Raw genomic sequence first — 16,211 nt, forward strand, 5'->3', positions numbered from 1 at the left:
GGTTTTTGTTGTGTTTCCGCAGCACAGTCGGTGATCGACTGACTTGTCTAGTCAATCGGGCCGGGCCCCTGAAAGACAAGCGGCCCTCACGCTTGCGCGCAGGGCCGACCGACCGTCAAGTTAGGGGGAGAACGGGTTAGAGAAAACCCTGGACCCTGGCCTCAGAGATCACTGGTGACCAGCCGCGGTACCGAGGCGATCAGCTTCCTCGTGTAGGCGTCCTGCGGCCGGCTCAGCACGTCGTCGCAGGAGCCCTGCTCCACGATGCGTCCGGCGCGCATCACGGCGACTTCATCCGCGATGTACTCCACCACGCCAATGTTGTGGGTAATGAAAAGGTAGGACACGCCCAGCTGGCCCTGCAACTCACGCAGCAGGTTCAGGATCTGGGCCTGCACCGAGACGTCCAGCGCCGAGGTCGGCTCGTCGCAGACGATGAGCTTGGGCTCGACCGCCAGGGCCCGGGCGATCGCAATCCGCTGCCGTTGGCCTCCCGAGAACTCATGCGGATACCGGTCGAGCGCCTCCCGTCGCAAACCGACCTGGTCGGCCAGTCGCTCCAGCCGGGTCCGCCGCGAGGCTGCATCCACATCCGGTTGCAGCGCCTGCAGGCCCTCCTCCAGGATCTCGAAGACCCGCATGCGAGGGTTCAGCGAGGCGAACGGGTCCTGGAAGATGATCTGGATGTCCCGCCGCGCCTTCTGCAAGGCATCGCCTTCGAGCTCGAAGAGATTCTGCCCACGCAGCAACGCCCGGCCTTCAAAGGTGGCCTGGCGACGCAGCAGCTGCACGATGGCCTTGCCGGTGGTCGTCTTGCCGCACCCCGATTCACCCACCAGTGCCAGCGTCCGGCCCGACTGCACCTGGAAGGAGATCCCGTCCACGGCATCGAAATAGCCGCCCACCCGCTGCAGGATGCCCTTGCGGATCGGAAAGCGCACGCGCAACTTGTCCACCTGCAGCAGCACCTTCTCGTCAGCTGCGCCAGCTTCGGACGGACGCTGGACGGCCTGGTCGGCCGGCACCAGGTTGATCACGGCTTCGGTCGCCTTCGCATCATGCCCGGGCGCATAACGCAGGCAACGCACCGTGCGAGTGCCGGCCAGCGTGTAGAGCTCGGGCAGCGTCGTCTTGCATGCCGGCTCGGCGCAGTAGCAGCGCGGCTCGAAGCGACAACCTTCGAACTGCAGCGTCAGCGGCGGCACGGTGCCGGGGATGGCGGCCAGGGCCTGGCCGCGGCGCGCCGCATCGGGCAGCGCCCGCAGCAACGCCTTCGCATAGGGGTGCTTCGGCGCCGAGAAGAACTCCTCCGCTGTCGCCACCTCGATGATCTGGCCGGCGTACATCAGCGCCACGCGGTGGGCCATGCCGGACACGACAGCGAGGTCATGAGTGATCAGCATGAGGCCGAGGCCGTGCTCCGCCTGAAGCTGCTTGAGCAGGTCCAGGACCTGGGCCTGGATCGTCACGTCCAACGCGGTGGTGGGTTCGTCCGCGATGATGTAATCCGGCTCGCCCGCCAGCGTCATGGCGATCATCACGCGCTGCTTCTGGCCCCCGCTCATGCGGAACGGATAGTCGTCGATGCGGCGCTCGGGTTCCGGGATGCCGACCTTGCGCAGCCAGTCGAGCGCCTTGGCCCGTGCGGCTTCGCCACGCAACGGCGTGTGGGCTTCGATCGCCTCGACGATCTGGTCGCCGATCTTCATGACCGGGTTCAGGCTGGTGGAGGGCTCCTGGAAGATCATGCCGATCTTGCCGCCGCGGATGGCCCGCATCTGCGATTCGGGCAGGGCCAGCACATCCTCCTGGTCGACCAGGATGTCGCCCGAGGCGATGGCTCCGTTCTCGGGCAGCAGGCGCATCAGCGCCAGCGCCGTCATGCTCTTGCCGCACCCCGACTCGCCCACGAGGGCGAAGGTTTCCCCGCGCTGCAGCGACAGGCGCATGCCGTCGATGGCGCGCACCAGGCCGGCCTCTGCGTCCAGCTCGACCTTGATGTTCTTGATTTCGAGCATGTCGTCAGGCTGCCTTCTTCTGCACCAGGGGGCGCGGCCGGAAAGCCCGGGCGCGTGGATCGAACGCATCGCGAACGCCGTCGGCGAAGAGGTTTGCCGCCAGCACCAGCGTGACCATGAAGATGAAGGCCGCGGCGAAGGGCCACCAGACGACCGGGTCGCGGCTCATCTCGTTGCGGGCGAAATTGATCATCCCGCCAAAGCTGTTCATCGAGGGATCGACGCCGACGCCGACGTAGGAAAGCACGGCCTCGTACAGGATCAGTGCCGAGAACTCGAGCACCGTGACGATCAGCATCAAGTGCGCGACGTTGGGGAAGATGTGCCGCACCATGATGCGTCCCTGCCCCACTCCAAACGCATTGGCCGCCTGCACGAATTCCAGCTCGCGCAGCTTCAGCGTCTCGCCGCGCAGCAGGCGGCACAGGCCCGCCCAGCCGGTCAGGCCGAGCACGGTGCACAGCAGGAACAGCTTCAGATCGGCCCGCTCCACGCCCGTCTCGAACAGCTCGGGATGCTTGTCGAGGAAGACCTGCACCATCAGCACGCAAGCCGCGATCAGCAGGATGTTGGGGATCGAGGACAACACCGTGTAGAGGTACTGGATCACCTCGTCGACCCAGCCCCTGAGGTAGCCCGCCATGATGCCGAGCGTGACGGCCAGCGGAAGCGTTGCGAGCGTGGCCAAGGTGCCGATGACGAAGGCGGTTCGGATGCTCTTGAGCGTCTGGTACATCACGTCATTGCCGGTGATGTCGGTGCCGAAGACGTGGTACTGCCCCATGAGCGAGACCATCGCGCCTATCGGCAGCGCCAGGCCCACGAGCGTCCAGCAGGCGGTCTTCCAGGGCACCGGTGTCTCGCCTCGCCGGATGCGCCCGAAAGTGACGGCGAAGGATTCGCGCCGCGCGCGCGAGACCGCGGCGATCAGCAGCACGCTCAGCACCAACGCCACCGCGAGCCCGGCGGCCAGGCCAATGAAGACTCTTCGCGTCACGTCGCCCGCCCACTGGGTCTCGGGGTCGGACAGGTGCGCGCCCCCGAACTTCAGGCGGGGCGCCATGCGCCGGACCTCGCCATTGACCTCTTCAGACTCCTTGGTGAAGCTCACGTAGGCCAGGGGGCGCGAATACGTCGACTCCCGCGATTGGACGACCCGGCGCAGGCCGGCGTCCAACAGGGATTGCACCCGCGTGTCATAAGCGACCGCCCCTTCCTTCGCATTGGCCGCTGGTGGCAGCGTGGGCCGGAAGTGCACGCTGTCGGCCAGCGTCACCAGCAGGCAGGCCAGCAGCACCAGCGACGAGGCCAGGGCCGGCCCGTTGCGAAAGACCTTGCCCCAGTTGGCGGACAGGTTCGGCTTGCGACTCACCATCCAGCCGTAGGCCACCAACGCGACCAACAGCAGCCAGATGGCCACGTCGGTCCACAACATCACGAACTTCGGCATCACCTTGTCCTCTTGGCGTTCTTCTCGTCGATCAGCCCAGGCGCACGCGCGGGTCCACCCACGAGTAGGCAATGTCGATCAGGATGTAGGTGGCGATGTACAGCAGCGAACCAACGAAGACCATCGTGCGCACGATGGCGAAGTCCTGCTTGCCGATCGCCTCGATCACGTAGGCGCCCAGGCCCGGGATGCCGAAGAAGCTCTCGAACACCAGGCTGCCCATGAAGACATACGGCAGGTAGCCGCCCATGCTGGTGATGATCGGGATCAGCGCATTGCGCAGCACGTGGCGGAACAGCACCACCGATTCGCGCAGGCCCTTGGCGCGCGCGGTGCGCACGTAGTCCTTGCCGATCTCCTCCAGGAACATGGCGCGGTACAGGCGCGCCTCGGTGCCCAGCCGTGCGAGCGCGGACAGGACCACCGGCAGGACGAGGAAGCGCACCACGTCGAAGCCGGGGGCGTAGCCCGAGATCGGCACCAGCTTGAGCACGCGCGAGAACAGGTACTGGCCGACGATGATGTAGAACAGGCTCGAGATCGACAGCATCAGGACGCACAGCACCACGCCCCACAGGTCGAGCTTCGTGTTCCTGAACATCACCAGCAGCAGGGCGAAGCTGGTGCTGGAGATGACCTGCAGGATGAAGATGGGCAGCGCCAGCTTGACGCTGACCCACATCCGCGTGGCCACCTCGTGGCCCAGGTCGCCGCCGGCTTCGGCATCGGCGCGGCCGAAGTTCAGCGTGAACAGCGAAACCGAGCGCTCCCAGAAGATCGTCTCGGTCAGCTTGTCGCTGCCTTGCTTCGGCTCGTTCCAGTACAGCGGCTTGTCGTAGCCGCGCTCGGACTTCCACTTCTCGATCAGCTCCTGCGTCACCCGCTTGCCGCCGATGTTCAGGCGGGCCATGTCGTCGGGGGTGTTGACGGTGAAGAACAGGAAGAAGGTCGCCAGGTTCACGCCCAGCAGGATGAGCACGCCGTAGAGCAGGCGGCGCAGGGTGTAGGAAAGCATGTTCTAGGCTGGGTCAGACGAGAATCTCGCCGCGGGCATTCATGCGCTCGCGCCGACGCAGGCTGTTGCGCGCCACCAGGATGCCGGCCACGAGCACCGCGACGATCAGCGTCAGCGGCCACCACACGGGCCGGTTCCACTCGGCCAGCTTGGTCGTGCGTTCCGCGCTGTCGAGCTTCAAGTAGCGGCCGTGGTCGCGAACCAGGATCGCGGGCTTGGAGTTGGTCACCCAGTGCTGGATGGCTGCCGAGGCGTAGGGGTAGAAGCCGAAGGAGCAAGGCGCATCGCGGCGCAGGATCTCGGTCATCTTGTCGACGATTTCCTGCTTGGCCGGGCCGTCGTCCATGGTCTTCAGCTGGGCGAACAGCTTGTCGTACTCCGGGTTCATGTAGTTCGACGTGTTCTCGCCGTCCGACACGCTTTTCGCGTTCGGGCCGTAGAACAGGAACAGGAAGTTCTCGGCATCGGGATAGTCGGCGTTCCAGCCCAGCCAGAAGACCTGGTGCTTGCCCTTGCGCACCTTGTCCTGGAACTGGTTGTTGTCGGTGGCGCGCACCTCGAGCTGGATGCCGAGCTTGGCGAACTGCTTGACCACCCAGTCGATCTCGGGCTTTCGCTCCGGAGTGGCCGGTGCATAGAAGTCATAGTTGATGACCAGCGGCTTGCCGGTGTTGGCTTCGCGCCCGTCGGGGTAGCCCGCCTCGGTCATCAGCTTCAGGGCGTCCTCGATGGGGCGGCGCACGTACTTGCCGTTCACCAGGCGGTGCGTGAGCGGGTTGAGGCCCTCCGGCGTGCCTTCGCGCGAACCCGGGATGCCCTCGGGCAGCAGGCTCATGGCGGTGACGCCGGCCTTCTTCGGGAAGACCTTGGAGTACTCCTCCCAGTCGATGGCGATCGAGATGGCCTGGCGCAGCTTGCGGTTGCGCTCGCGCTGCGCCTCGTTCTCGCCCCACCCGATCACCGGGTCCAGCATGTTGAAGGCGATGAAGTAGCTGTTGACGTCCCCGTACTGCGGGAAGATGAAGCCCTTCTTCTCGTAGACCGCCCTGACCTCGTCCGAGTCGTTGGCCTCCACCAGGTATTGGGTGCCGAGGTCGGTCCGCTCGAAGACTTCCAGGTCGTAGTAGCCGTCGCGGAACTTGTTCTTCTGCGGAGTGGCCTCGCGCTCCACGGTGGACACGATGCCGTCGACGAACGGCGTCTTCTTGCCGCAATCGTCCAGCAGGCCGCGCTCCTTGTCGCCGGGCATGCCTTCGCAGGGATAAGGCTCACCACGGTAATTGGGGTTGCGCTTCATCACGATGCGCCGGTCCTTCACGAACTCGGTGACCATGAAGGGCCCCGTGCCCACGGGCCAGTTGTCCAGCGTGAGGCTGTTCTCGGCCATGCCCGGCTGGGCATAGAAGGCGTCGGCCTCCCAGGGCACCGGCGACAGGAAGGTCATCTGCATCCAGTACTTCCACTGCGGGTACTTGCCGTGCAGGCGGATGCGAAGGAGGTACTTCTCGGGCGCTGTCGCCCCGGCCAGAGGCCATTTGCGGAAGTCGAGGAAGGGCTTGTCCAGGCTCGACGGGTCGGTGCCCTGGCGCAGCTTGGCGTCCTCTTTCTTGACCAGGTCGCCGTATTCCTTCAGGCCGATCACATATTCGGAGAACACGCCGAAGATGGGTGTGGTGATGCGCGTGGTGGCGTGCCGCTTGAGGGCGTAGACGAAGTCATCGGCCACCAGCTCGCGCGTGCCCTGCTCGAACTGCAGCGGCGAACGGCGGTCGCCCACCTCGCCGGCCTTCATGTGGTGGTACCGGTACTGGCCCTGCTCGTCCTTGGCGAAGGCGGGGTGCGGCTGGAACATGATGCCGCGCTTGATGGGCACCTCGTACACGCTCTCGACGACCTGGTCGCCCGGCGCATCGTCAGGCAAGCGCTGGCCGTTCTTGTCGAGGTAGACCGGCGCGACGACCTTCTCGGCCGACTTCGGCACCAGCTCGAATGGCCGCTTCAGGTAGTGGTAGCCGTAGGGGGGCTCGTAGACCTGGTAGGTGACCAGGGTGTCGTTGGACCAGTACGACGCCGTCGGATCCAGGTGTCTCGGCGTGTTCTCGATCATGGCCGAGAAGATCATCTTCGACTCGGCCGAGCCCTTGGGCCAGGGGCTGTTGTCGCAGCCAGTCACCACGGACATCAGAGCCAGGCCCGTGGCCCACAGCCAGGGCCTGGCTCGCCAGACCCGACCGAACGCCGACACCACACCGCCCATGCGACAAACTCCAGAGAAGGCCGGTCGCCACGCGGATAGGGCGCGACCAGCGGACAAAACAAAACCGCCCGCGGCACGGCTCCGGCTTGTGCCCGGAGCGTGCGGCGAGGCGTCTTGCAGATTCTATGCCCGGGTATTCGCCGGGCGGCTTAGGGTTTTCGCAAGCTCATCGAGAGAGCCAGCGAAGCATCTTCAACAAAACTCAGCGTCAGCAGCGAATTCCACCAACGGGTCAGTGGTGCTGGTGAGACCAGCCGACGAAGGCGTCGCGCCCCTCGACCAGCAGACTCACCGGACGCCCGAAGGGCATGGTCACCTTCGTCGGCACATGGCCGAAGGGCACGCCCGTCAGCACCGGCGTGCGGGTGAGCGAGCGGACCTGCGCGACCATGGCCTTGAGGTCGTAGCCTCGGTCCATCGGGGAGCGTTTCCAGTCGCTCACCGCGCCCAGAAGCACAGCCTTCTGGCGCGCCAGCACACCAGCCTGGTGCAGCTGCAGCAGCATCCGCTCGACGCGGTACGGATGCTCGTTGACGTCCTCGACGAACAGGATGCCGCCCTTGACCTGCGGCCAGTGCGGCGTGCCGAGCAGCGAGGTCAGCACGGTGAGGTTGCCGCCCCACAGCAGGCCCTTGGCCTGAAGGCCGTCGAAGCCGGCTTCGGTGCGAAAGCCGATGGCCTCCAGCTCGCCGCTCATGGCCTCCGCGAAGCAGTCCGGCGTCACCTCGTCCAGCTCTTCTCGTCCGAAGTCGTCGACCGCCAGCGGGCCGCACCAGGTGCTGGCGCCCGTGTGGGCCAGGAGGCCCATCTGGAACGCCGTCATGTCGCTGTAGCCGACCCAGCGGGTGCCCCTTTCCACGCTGCGCGCGAGCTTCTTCCAGTCGAGCTGGTCCAGCAGGCGGGTCAGGCCGTAGCCGCCGCGCGTGGCCATGGCGACCGAAGGCGCCTGCGTCGCGACGCGGTGCAACGTGGCCAGGCGCACTTCATCGCTGCCGCCGAAGCGCTGCTGCTTGGCCAGGGCGGCCTCGTCGACGTTGACGGTGAAGCCCATGGCGGTCAGGCGCCTGGCGGCCAGCCGCAAAGGCGCCGCCTTGAGCAACACGCCGGAGGGGGTGAACAGGGTGAGGCTCGTCATGCGTCAGAAGATGGTGTCGGGATCGTCGGGAAGCTCGGTGGCCTGGCCGGTCGGGATGGGCTCGTCGCCCGGCGCGGGATCGGCAGCCAGCCCGGGCAGCGGCTCCGCCGCTCGCAAGGCCTTTTGCTGCGCCCGCCGCTCCGCGAAGAACTCTCGCAGGATGGTGCCGCACGCCTCGGCCAGGACACCGCCCTGCACCGCCGTGTGGTGGTTCAGCCTGGTTTGTGCGAAGAGGTCCACCACCGACCCCGCGGCGCCTGTCTTCGGATCCGGCGCACCGAACACCACCCGCTTGAACCTGGCGTGCATCAGCGCCATCGCGCACATCGCACAGGGCTCCAGCGTCACGTACAGCTCGCATTCGGGCAGACGGTAGTTCTCGAGCAGTTGCGCCGCGTGCCGAAGGGCGACCATCTCGGCATGCGCCGTGGGATCGTGCGTGGTGATCGGACGGTTGTAGCCGGTGGCGATCACCTGCCCTTCCCGCGTGATCACCGCGCCCACCGGCACCTCCCCCGACAGCCACGCGTTCTGCGCCTGGTCGAGCGCCAAGCGCATCGCGTACTCGTCGGCGGGGCTTACCGGCTCGTCCACGGTCACTCCCACTCGATGGTGGCGGGCGGCTTGCTCGACACGTCGTAGGTCACCCGGTTGATGCCACGCACCTCGTTGATGATTCGACTGGACACGCGCTTGAGCAGACCGTAGGGCAGCTCGGCCCAGTCGGCGGTCATGAAGTCGCTCGTCTGCACGGCGCGCAGGGCCACCACGTAGTCGTAAGTGCGGCCGTCGCCCATCACGCCCACGCTCTTGACGGGCAGAAAGACGGCGAAGGCCTGGCTGGTGAGGTCGTACCAGCTCTTGCCGGTCGCCTCGTCCTTCCATTCCCGAAGTTCCTCGATGAAGATCGCATCGGCCCGGCGCAGCAGGTCGGCGTAGTCCTTCTTGACCTCGCCCAGGATCCGCACGCCGAGGCCCGGCCCCGGGAAGGGGTGGCGATAGACCATCTCGTGCGGCAGGCCCAACGCCACGCCGAGCTCCCGCACTTCGTCCTTGAACAGGTCGCGCAGCGGCTCCAGCAGCTTCAGGCCCAGGGTCTCGGGCAGGCCGCCGACGTTGTGGTGGCTCTTGATCGTGGTCGCCTTCTTGGTCTTGGCGCCGCCGGACTCGATCACGTCCGGGTAGATCGTGCCCTGGGCGAGCCACTGCGCACCCTTGTGGCCGCCAGTGCCCGCCTTGAGCTTGGCGGCCTCCGCCTTGAACACCTCGACGAACTCGCGGCCGATGATCTTGCGCTTCTGCTCGGGGTCGCTGACGCCGGCCAGGTGACCCAGGAACTGGTCAGCCGCGTCGACATGGATCACCTTGGCGTGCAGCCGGCCCACGAACATCTCCATCACCATCCGGCCTTCGTCCAGGCGCAGCAGGCCGTGGTCGACGAAGACGCAGGTCAGCTGGTCGCCGATGGCGCGGTGGATCAGGGCCGCGGCCACGCTGGAATCGACGCCGCCCGACAGGCCGAGAATCACCTCCTCGTCGCCCACCTGCTCGCGGATCGCGGCGACCGCTTCGGCGATGTGGTCCTTCATGATCCAGTCGGGGCGGGCAGCCGCGATCTTGAGCACGAAGCGCTCGAGCAGCGCCCTGCCCTGCAGCGTGTGCGTCACCTCGGGGTGGAACTGCACGGCGTAGTAGCCGCGGGCCTCGTCCGCCATGCCGGCGATCGGGCAGCTGGGGGTGCTCGCCAGGAGCTTGAAGCCCGGCGGCAGCTGGGTGACCTTGTCGCCATGGCTCATCCAGACCTTCAGCATGCCGTGGCCCTCGGCGGTGCGGAAATCCTCGATGCCCTCCAGCAGCTTCGTGTGGCCGCGGGCGCGAACCTCGGCATAGCCGAACTCGCGGTGGTCGCTGTATTCGACCAGGCCGCCGAGTTGCGCCGCCATGGTCTGCATGCCATAGCAGATGCCGAGCACAGGGACCCCGAGATCCCACACGGCCTGCGGGGCGCGCAGCTCGGCTGATTCGTAGGTGCTGGCGTGGCTGCCGGACAGGATGATCCCCTTGGGCGCGAACTCGCGCACGAAGGCGTCGCTGACGTCGTTGGGATGGATCTCGCAGTACACGTGCGCCTCGCGCACGCGGCGTGCGATGAGCTGGGTGACCTGGGAGCCGAAGTCGAGGATCAGGATCTTGTCGTGCGTCATGGAGCGGTGGGCGTGGTGGCCGGTTGGGCCGCCGACGCGGCCTGGTGGGTACTGAAATGGCGGACCGCGAGCAGGGTCGCCAGCCCCTGCAGCACGGCACAGAAGTAGTACGGCGCGCCAATGCGCCAGTCGCCGCGCGGCAGATGGGAGACGACCGAAAGCAGCGCCGGCCCGACGATGGGCGCGATGACCGCCATCAGGCTGTTCAGGCCGGCGACGGCGCCCATGGTCTGGCCCTGCGTGCTCTGGCCCGCGGCGTTGGAGATGATGCTCTGGATGGCCGCCGTGCCGGCGAAGCCCAGCAGGTTGGCAAAGATGACGGCGTACATCATCCAGCCCTCGGTGGCCGCCCCCCAGGCGGCGAACGCCAGGGTCGAGGACAACAGGCCCAGCACGGCCAGCCGGCGGGGCGAGAAGCGGCGCAGCAGCGGGCCCATGAGCACGCCCTGCACGAGGGCGGACATGACACCGACGGCGAACAGCGACCAGCCGGTCTCGCGCGGCCCCCAGCCGAACTTGAGGTCGGTGTAGAGCACCCAGGTCATGTGCAACGTGAACTGCGCCAGGCCGGCCAGCCCGACCACCGCCACCAGCAGCCCTATGCCCTGGATCTGGGCCAGCCCGGAAAGCGAGCTGACCGGATTGGCCCGCTTCCACTCGAAGCGGCGGCGGCGCTCGGGGGGAAGCGACTCCGGCAGCACGAAGTAACCGTACAGCCAGTTGGCCAGCGCGAGCACGCCGGCCGCATAGAACGGCAGGTGCAGGTCGATGCCGCCTAGCACGCCGCCCACCGCCGGGCCGAGGATGAAACCGAGCCCGAACATCGCCCCCAGCATGCCGAAACGCTTGGCTCGCTGGTCCGGCGTCGAGATGTCGGCCACGTAGGCGTTGGCAACGGCCGCGTTGGATTGCATCGCCCCGCTGAACAGGCGCACCACGATCAGCATCCACAGCGCCGTGGCCATCGCGGTGACGAAGAAGCTGAGCGCGAGCCCGCAGAAGCCCACCAGCAGCACCGGCCGGCGGCCGTAGCGGTCGGACAGTCCACCGATGATGGGCGAGCCGAAGAAGTTGGCGATGCCGAAGGAGAAGGCCACGACGCCGAACCACATCGTCTTCTCGGTGGCCGACGAGGTGAAGCTGCCCACCAGGTGCGGCAGCACCGGGATGATCAGGCCGATCGCGATCATGTCGATCAGCACGGTCAGCATGATGAAGGGCATCGCGGCTTCGCGGCCGCGGGCGGCGGGAGCGCTCATCGACTTCTGATTCGTTCGCTGCAAATGACCGCGCCCGGCGTCATGGCCGGGCGCTTTCCATCGGGGGGCCGATCCCCCTCGGGGGGACCGGCGCCATTGGCGCCGTACGGGGTCTCGGCCGCCGACGGGCCGCCCCTAGGTGGCCGATCCCCCTTGGGGGGACCGGCGCCATCGGCGCCGTAGGGGGCTTCATTCACTCGGCCCGGTAGTTCGGTGCCTCTTTGGTGATCTGCACGTCGTGCACGTGGCTCTCGCGGATGCCCGCCGAGGTGATCTCCACGAACTCCGCCAGCTCGCGCATCTCGTCGATCGTCGCGCAGCCGCAGTAGCCCATGGCCGCCCGCAGGCCGCCGGCCATCTGGAAGATGATGGACACCATCGAACCCTTGTAGGGCACCCGGCCCTCGATGCCCTCGGGCACCAGCTTGTCGGCGTTCGGGTTGGTGGTCTCGTCGTTTTCCTGGAAGTAGCGGTCGGCCGAGCCGGCCTTCATCGCGCCGATCGAGCCCATGCCGCGGTAGCTCTTGTAGCTGCGGCCCTGGAAGAGGATGACTTCGCCCGGAGCCTCTTCGGTGCCGGCGAACATGCCGCCCATCATCACCGTGCCTGCGCCGGCTGCGATGGCCTTGGCGATGTCTCCCGAGTAGCGGATGCCGCCATCGGCGATCAGCGGGACGCCGGTGCCCTTGAGCGCCGTCGCGACGTTGTCGATCGCCGTGACCTGCGGCACGCCCACGCCGGCGACGATGCGGGTGGTGCAGATGGAGCCGGGACCGATGCCGACCTTGACGCCGTCGGCGCCCGCCTCGACGAGGGCGAGTGCCGCGGCACCGGTGGCGATGTTGCCGCCGATCACGTCGACCTGAGGGAAGTTCTTCTTCACCCAGCGGACCCTCTCCAGCACGCCGTGGGCGTGACCGTGCGCCGTGTCGACCACCAGCGCATCGACGCCGGCCTTGACCAGCAGTTCGACGCGCTCTTCAGTGCCCTCGCCCACGCCGACCGCAGCGCCCACGCGCAGCTTGCCGTTCGGGTCACGCGCCGCGTTCGGGAAGGTGGTCTGCTTGGTGATGTCCTTGACCGTGAACAGGCCGCGAAGCTCGAGCGCATCGTTGACGACCAGCACCCGCTCCAGCTTGTGCCGGTGCATCAGTGCCTTGGCTTCGGCGAGCGAGGCGCCCTCGCGCACCGTGACCAGCCTTTCGCGGGGGGTCATGATGTCGCGTACCGGGGCGTCGAGCCGGGTTTCAAAGCGCAGGTCGCGGTTGGTCACGATGCCGACCACCCTGCCGTCCTCGACCACCGGGAAGCCCGATATCCCATGCTGGCGCGAGAGCTCGATCACGTCGCGCACGCGGGCGCCCGGGGCGATGGTGATCGGATCTTTCAGCAGGCCGGACTCGTAGCGCTTGACCCGCGCCACCTCGGCCGCCTGCTGCTTGGGAGACAGATTCTTGTGGATGATCCCCATGCCCCCCTCTTGCGCGATGGCGATCGCCAGGCGCGCTTCGGTCACGGTGTCCATCGCGGCGGACACCAGCGGCAGGTTCAGGAGGATGTTGCGGGAAACGCGGGTGGCCAGCGAAGTGTCGCGAGGCAGCACCTGGGAGTACGCCGGCACCAACAACACATCGTCGAAGGTGAGCGCTTTGCCTAGAAGGCGCATGGGAAAGCTCCAGACGCAAAAGAGGATTATACGGATGACCGAATGCACGGCTGCGGCCGGGGCGCACGCCGTACACTGCCGGCTGAGATAGCCACCCACGTGACGGGTCCGCAACGGGCCTGCCGTCGCCACGCATGCAATACAAAGCCACGCCATTCCGCTCGTTGGGACGACTCGGACTCCTGGCCCTGACGCTGGCGCTCGCCGCCGGCGCGGCCAACGCCCAGAGCATCTGGAAATGGCGCGACAAGGACGGTCGCGTGCAGGTCAGCGACCGGCCGCCGCCGATGGAAGTGCCGGAAAAGGACATCCTGCAGCGGCCGCACGGCGCCCGCGCGCCTATGGCCGCCGCCAGCGATGCGCCGATGGGCGCCGAGTCCGCCTCCGGCGTCGATCCTGCGCTGGAGGCCAAGAAGAACAAGGCCCTGGCCGACAAGGCCGCTGCCGACAAGGCGAGGCTGGCGGCCGACAAGGCCAGGAGCGACCAGGTCAAGCTCGAGAACTGCCAGCGGGCCCGCAACCAGCTGACGGCGCTCGAAGGCGGCCAGCGAGTCGCGCGGATGAACGACAAGGGCGAGCGCGAGGTCCTGGACGACGCGGGTCGCGCCGCCGAGATCGCCCGCACCCGGCAGATCGCCGACGCCAACTGCCAGTAGCGCGACTCAGCGCTTGTGCTTGCGGTAGCGCTGCCGCCGGGCTTCCTTCGGGTCCACCGTCAGACCGCGGTAGATCTCTATGCGATCCGCCTCGCGCACAGGCGTGTCCAGCGGCTTCGCCTTGCCCCAGATCCCGACGCTGAGGCCATCCTCGGCGCGAAGGCCGTGCCGCTCGAGAAGCCCGCTGGCGCGCAGGGCATCGGCCAGCCGGCTGCCCGGCGGAAGATCCAGTTCGACCTGGTCCACCCGCCTGGGCGCAGGGCTGTAGCTGACCTGGACCTTCACCGCCACCGCCTCTTCAACGCGGGCCATGGACCTGCTCCGCCCGGCTGACGAAGGAATCGACGAAGGTGTTGGCCACGCGGTCGAAGACTGGGCTGAGCACCGCCTCCAGCGGCCGGCTCGAGAAGGCGTAGCGCAGGTCGAACTCGATGCGGCAGGCTGTCGGCGCCTCCGCGCCCGGCCGGCCCAGGGGAACGAAATCCCAGGCCCCTTCGAGCAGCGAGAACGGCCCGTCGACCAGTTTCATCAGCACCTGGCGATCGGGCACGTGCACGTTGCGGGTGGTGAAGGCGTGGCGCACGCCGGCGTAGTGCAGGCCGATCCTGGCGGTCATGCCGTCCTCGTGCTGCTCGAGGATCTCGGTCTTCTCGCACCAGGGCAGGAAATCCGGGTAATGCTGCAGGTCGGTGACCAGGCGGTACATCTCGGCGGGGGAGTACCACAACAGGACGGACTTCTTCACGTGCTTCATACAATGGCCGGATTCTAGGCACCCGCCATCGCATCCGAAGGTGCCCCACGCCCCATGCCGCCTGCTTCCAACGCCCTCATCGCCGAAAACCGCCGAGCCCGCTTCGAATACCACATCGAGGAGCAGTACGAGACCGGCATGGTGCTGGAAGGCTGGGAGGTCAAGGCCATCCGCGCCGGCCAGGTCCAGCTGACCGATGGCTACGTGGTGATCAAGGGCGGCGAACTCTTCCTGATCGGTTGCCGGATCAACGCCTTGCGCAGCGCCTCCACCCACGTCCATCCCGAGGCCGACCGGACCAAGAAGCTCCTCATGAGCAAGGACGAGATCCGGCGCCTGATCGGGAAGGTCGAGCAGCGGGGCTTCACCCTCGTGCCGCTCAACCTGCACTACAAGGGCGGCCGCGTGAAGGCCGAGATCGCGCTGGCCAAGGGCAAGGCCCAGCACGACAAGCGCGAGACCGAGAAGAAACGGGATTGGGACAGAGAAAAGGGCCGCCTGATGAGACATAAGGTCTCATCAGGTCCGAAGGAATGAACGGCGAAGCCGGTCAGCGGCCCTTTCGGCACCGCCACAAGGGCCGCCTGATGAGACATAAGGTCTCATCAGGCCCGAAGGAATGAACGGCGAAGCCGGTCAGCGGCCCTTTCGGCACCGCCACAAGGGCCGCCTGATGAGACATAAGGTCTCATCAGGTCCGAAGGAATGAACGGCGAAGCCGGTCAGCGGCCCTTTCAGCGCCGCCACAAGGGCCGCCTGATGAGACACAAAGTCTCATCAGGTCCGAAGGAATGAACGGCGACAGGCCGGAACACAGGGGGTTGACCATGACGCTGGATGACGTGCTCTACCCTCCCCTCGAGCCCTTGCGCACCGGCCGCTTGCAGGTCAGCGCGCTTCACGAGATCTACTGGGAGACGGTCGGCAATCCCCACGGGATCCCGGCAGTGTTCCTGCACGGTGGCCCGGGCGCCGGCATCTCGCCCAGGAGCCGGCGCTACTTCGATCCGGCGCGCTACCACGTCACGCTTTTCGACCAGCGCGGAGCCGGCCAGTCCAGCCCGCTGGGCGAGACGCGAGAGAACACCACCGGATTGCTGATCCAGGACATCGAGCGACTGCGCGAGATGCTGGGCATCGAACGCTGGCTGGTCTTCGGCGGCTCCTGGGGCTCGACGCTGTCACTGGCCTACGCGCAGGCCCACCCCGAGCGCTGCCTGGGCCTGGTGCTGCGCGGCATCTGGCTGGTGAGCGACGAAGAGATCGACTGGTGGCTGCACGGCGTGCGCAACTTCTTCCCGCGCGAATGGGAGGCGTTTGCGGGTCATGTGCCCGAGGCCGAGCGAGGCGACCTGCTCGCCGCCTACAGCCGCCGCCTGAGCTCGGACGACAGGGCCGTCTACACGCCGGCGGCCCGGGCCTGGAGCCGCTACGAAGGCTCGTGCCTGCACCTGCTGCCCCACCCTGAGACGGCAGACGCCTTCACCGAGGACGCGATAGCCCTCGGCATCGGCCGCCTCGAGGCCCACTACTTCCGGCACAAGGCCTTTCTTCGGCCGCGCCAATTGCTCCAGGACATGGCCCGCATCCGGCACCTGCCGGCCTTCATCGTGCACGGGCGCTATGACGTCATCTGCCCGGTGCGCTATGCCTTCGCCCTGGCCGATGCCTGGCCCGGCTGCGAACTGAGGATCATCGAGGACGCGGGCCATTCGTCCTACGAGCCCGGCATCGCCGCGGCCCTGGTCGACGCCACCAACCGCTTCGCCCGCGAAGGGCACTTCGCCGGCCGCTGAG

Annotated in this window: 14 protein-coding genes; 3 read left to right on the top strand and 11 right to left on the bottom strand. The window is 67.2% G+C overall.

Features of this window, described 5'->3' with window-relative positions; all coding sequences use genetic code 11:
- Nucleotides 1-161 precede the first annotated feature (161 nt).
- From ACS5PM_RS28340 to guaB, 9 genes are all read right to left on the bottom strand, one after another.
- Nucleotides 162-2,018, bottom strand: a complete 1,857-nt coding sequence (locus ACS5PM_RS28340; protein WP_439391274.1) for an ABC transporter ATP-binding protein — start codon at nucleotides 2,016-2,018, stop codon at nucleotides 162-164.
- Nucleotides 2,019-2,022: 4 nt separating this feature from the next.
- A complete protein-coding gene (locus ACS5PM_RS28345) occupies nucleotides 2,023-3,468 on the bottom strand; it encodes an ABC transporter permease (protein WP_439391275.1) in 1,446 nt (481 codons plus the stop codon).
- 31 nt (nucleotides 3,469-3,499) lie between these two features.
- Nucleotides 3,500-4,483: an ABC transporter permease gene (locus ACS5PM_RS28350; protein ID WP_439391276.1), complete on the bottom strand. Its 984-nt coding sequence runs from the start codon at nucleotides 4,481-4,483 to the stop codon at nucleotides 3,500-3,502.
- 13 nt (nucleotides 4,484-4,496) lie between these two features.
- Nucleotides 4,497-6,665, bottom strand: a complete 2,169-nt coding sequence (locus ACS5PM_RS28355) for an ABC transporter substrate-binding protein (protein WP_439391277.1) — start codon at nucleotides 6,663-6,665, stop codon at nucleotides 4,497-4,499.
- Nucleotides 6,666-6,972: 307 nt separating this feature from the next.
- Nucleotides 6,973-7,875, bottom strand: a complete 903-nt coding sequence (locus ACS5PM_RS28360; RefSeq protein WP_439391278.1) for an LD-carboxypeptidase — start codon at nucleotides 7,873-7,875, stop codon at nucleotides 6,973-6,975.
- Nucleotides 7,876-7,878: 3 nt separating this feature from the next.
- Nucleotides 7,879-8,433, bottom strand: coding sequence for a tRNA adenosine(34) deaminase TadA (gene tadA, locus ACS5PM_RS28365; RefSeq protein ID WP_439391391.1), 555 nt, complete (start codon nucleotides 8,431-8,433; stop codon nucleotides 7,879-7,881).
- A 38-nt stretch (nucleotides 8,434-8,471) separates the two neighbouring features.
- Nucleotides 8,472-10,079 carry a glutamine-hydrolyzing GMP synthase gene (gene guaA, locus ACS5PM_RS28370; RefSeq protein ID WP_439391280.1) on the bottom strand — a complete coding sequence of 536 codons (1,608 nt, stop codon included), beginning with the start codon at nucleotides 10,077-10,079 and terminating at the stop codon, nucleotides 8,472-8,474.
- Entirely contained in the window at nucleotides 10,076-11,338 is a 1,263-nt protein-coding gene (locus ACS5PM_RS28375; protein ID WP_439391281.1) for an MFS transporter, read from the bottom strand. Before ACS5PM_RS28375 ends, guaA begins: the two co-directional genes overlap by 4 nt.
- 193 nt (nucleotides 11,339-11,531) lie before the next feature.
- Nucleotides 11,532-13,004, bottom strand: coding sequence for an IMP dehydrogenase (gene guaB, locus ACS5PM_RS28380; protein WP_439391283.1), 1,473 nt, complete (start codon nucleotides 13,002-13,004; stop codon nucleotides 11,532-11,534).
- A 134-nt stretch (nucleotides 13,005-13,138) separates the two neighbouring features.
- On the opposite strand from guaB, the gene ACS5PM_RS28385 reads away from it, so the two are divergent.
- Nucleotides 13,139-13,660 (top strand): DUF4124 domain-containing protein, encoded by a 522-nt coding sequence (locus ACS5PM_RS28385; protein WP_439391284.1) that lies wholly within the window; start codon nucleotides 13,139-13,141, stop codon nucleotides 13,658-13,660.
- A 6-nt stretch (nucleotides 13,661-13,666) separates the two neighbouring features.
- On the opposite strand, the gene ACS5PM_RS28390 is transcribed toward ACS5PM_RS28385, so the two are convergent.
- Nucleotides 13,667-13,972: an RnfH family protein gene (locus ACS5PM_RS28390; RefSeq protein WP_439391285.1), complete on the bottom strand. Its 306-nt coding sequence runs from the start codon at nucleotides 13,970-13,972 to the stop codon at nucleotides 13,667-13,669.
- Nucleotides 13,959-14,414, bottom strand: coding sequence for a type II toxin-antitoxin system RatA family toxin (locus ACS5PM_RS28395; RefSeq protein ID WP_439391286.1), 456 nt, complete (start codon nucleotides 14,412-14,414; stop codon nucleotides 13,959-13,961). The genes ACS5PM_RS28390 and ACS5PM_RS28395 overlap by 14 nt, the downstream gene beginning before the upstream one ends.
- A gap of 54 nt (nucleotides 14,415-14,468) precedes the next feature.
- On the opposite strand from ACS5PM_RS28395, the gene smpB reads away from it, so the two are divergent.
- Together smpB and pip are read left to right on the top strand one after the other, a co-directional pair.
- Nucleotides 14,469-14,951, top strand: coding sequence for an SsrA-binding protein SmpB (gene smpB, locus ACS5PM_RS28400; protein ID WP_439391288.1), 483 nt, complete (start codon nucleotides 14,469-14,471; stop codon nucleotides 14,949-14,951).
- Between the two features lie 290 nt (nucleotides 14,952-15,241).
- A complete protein-coding gene (gene pip / locus ACS5PM_RS28405) occupies nucleotides 15,242-16,210 on the top strand; it encodes a prolyl aminopeptidase (RefSeq protein WP_439391289.1) in 969 nt (322 codons plus the stop codon).
- Nucleotide 16,211 lies beyond the last annotated feature (1 nt).

This window comes from Ideonella flava (assembly GCF_051857595.1).
In the GTDB taxonomy this organism is placed as follows: domain Bacteria; phylum Pseudomonadota; class Gammaproteobacteria; order Burkholderiales; family Burkholderiaceae_C; genus Ideonella.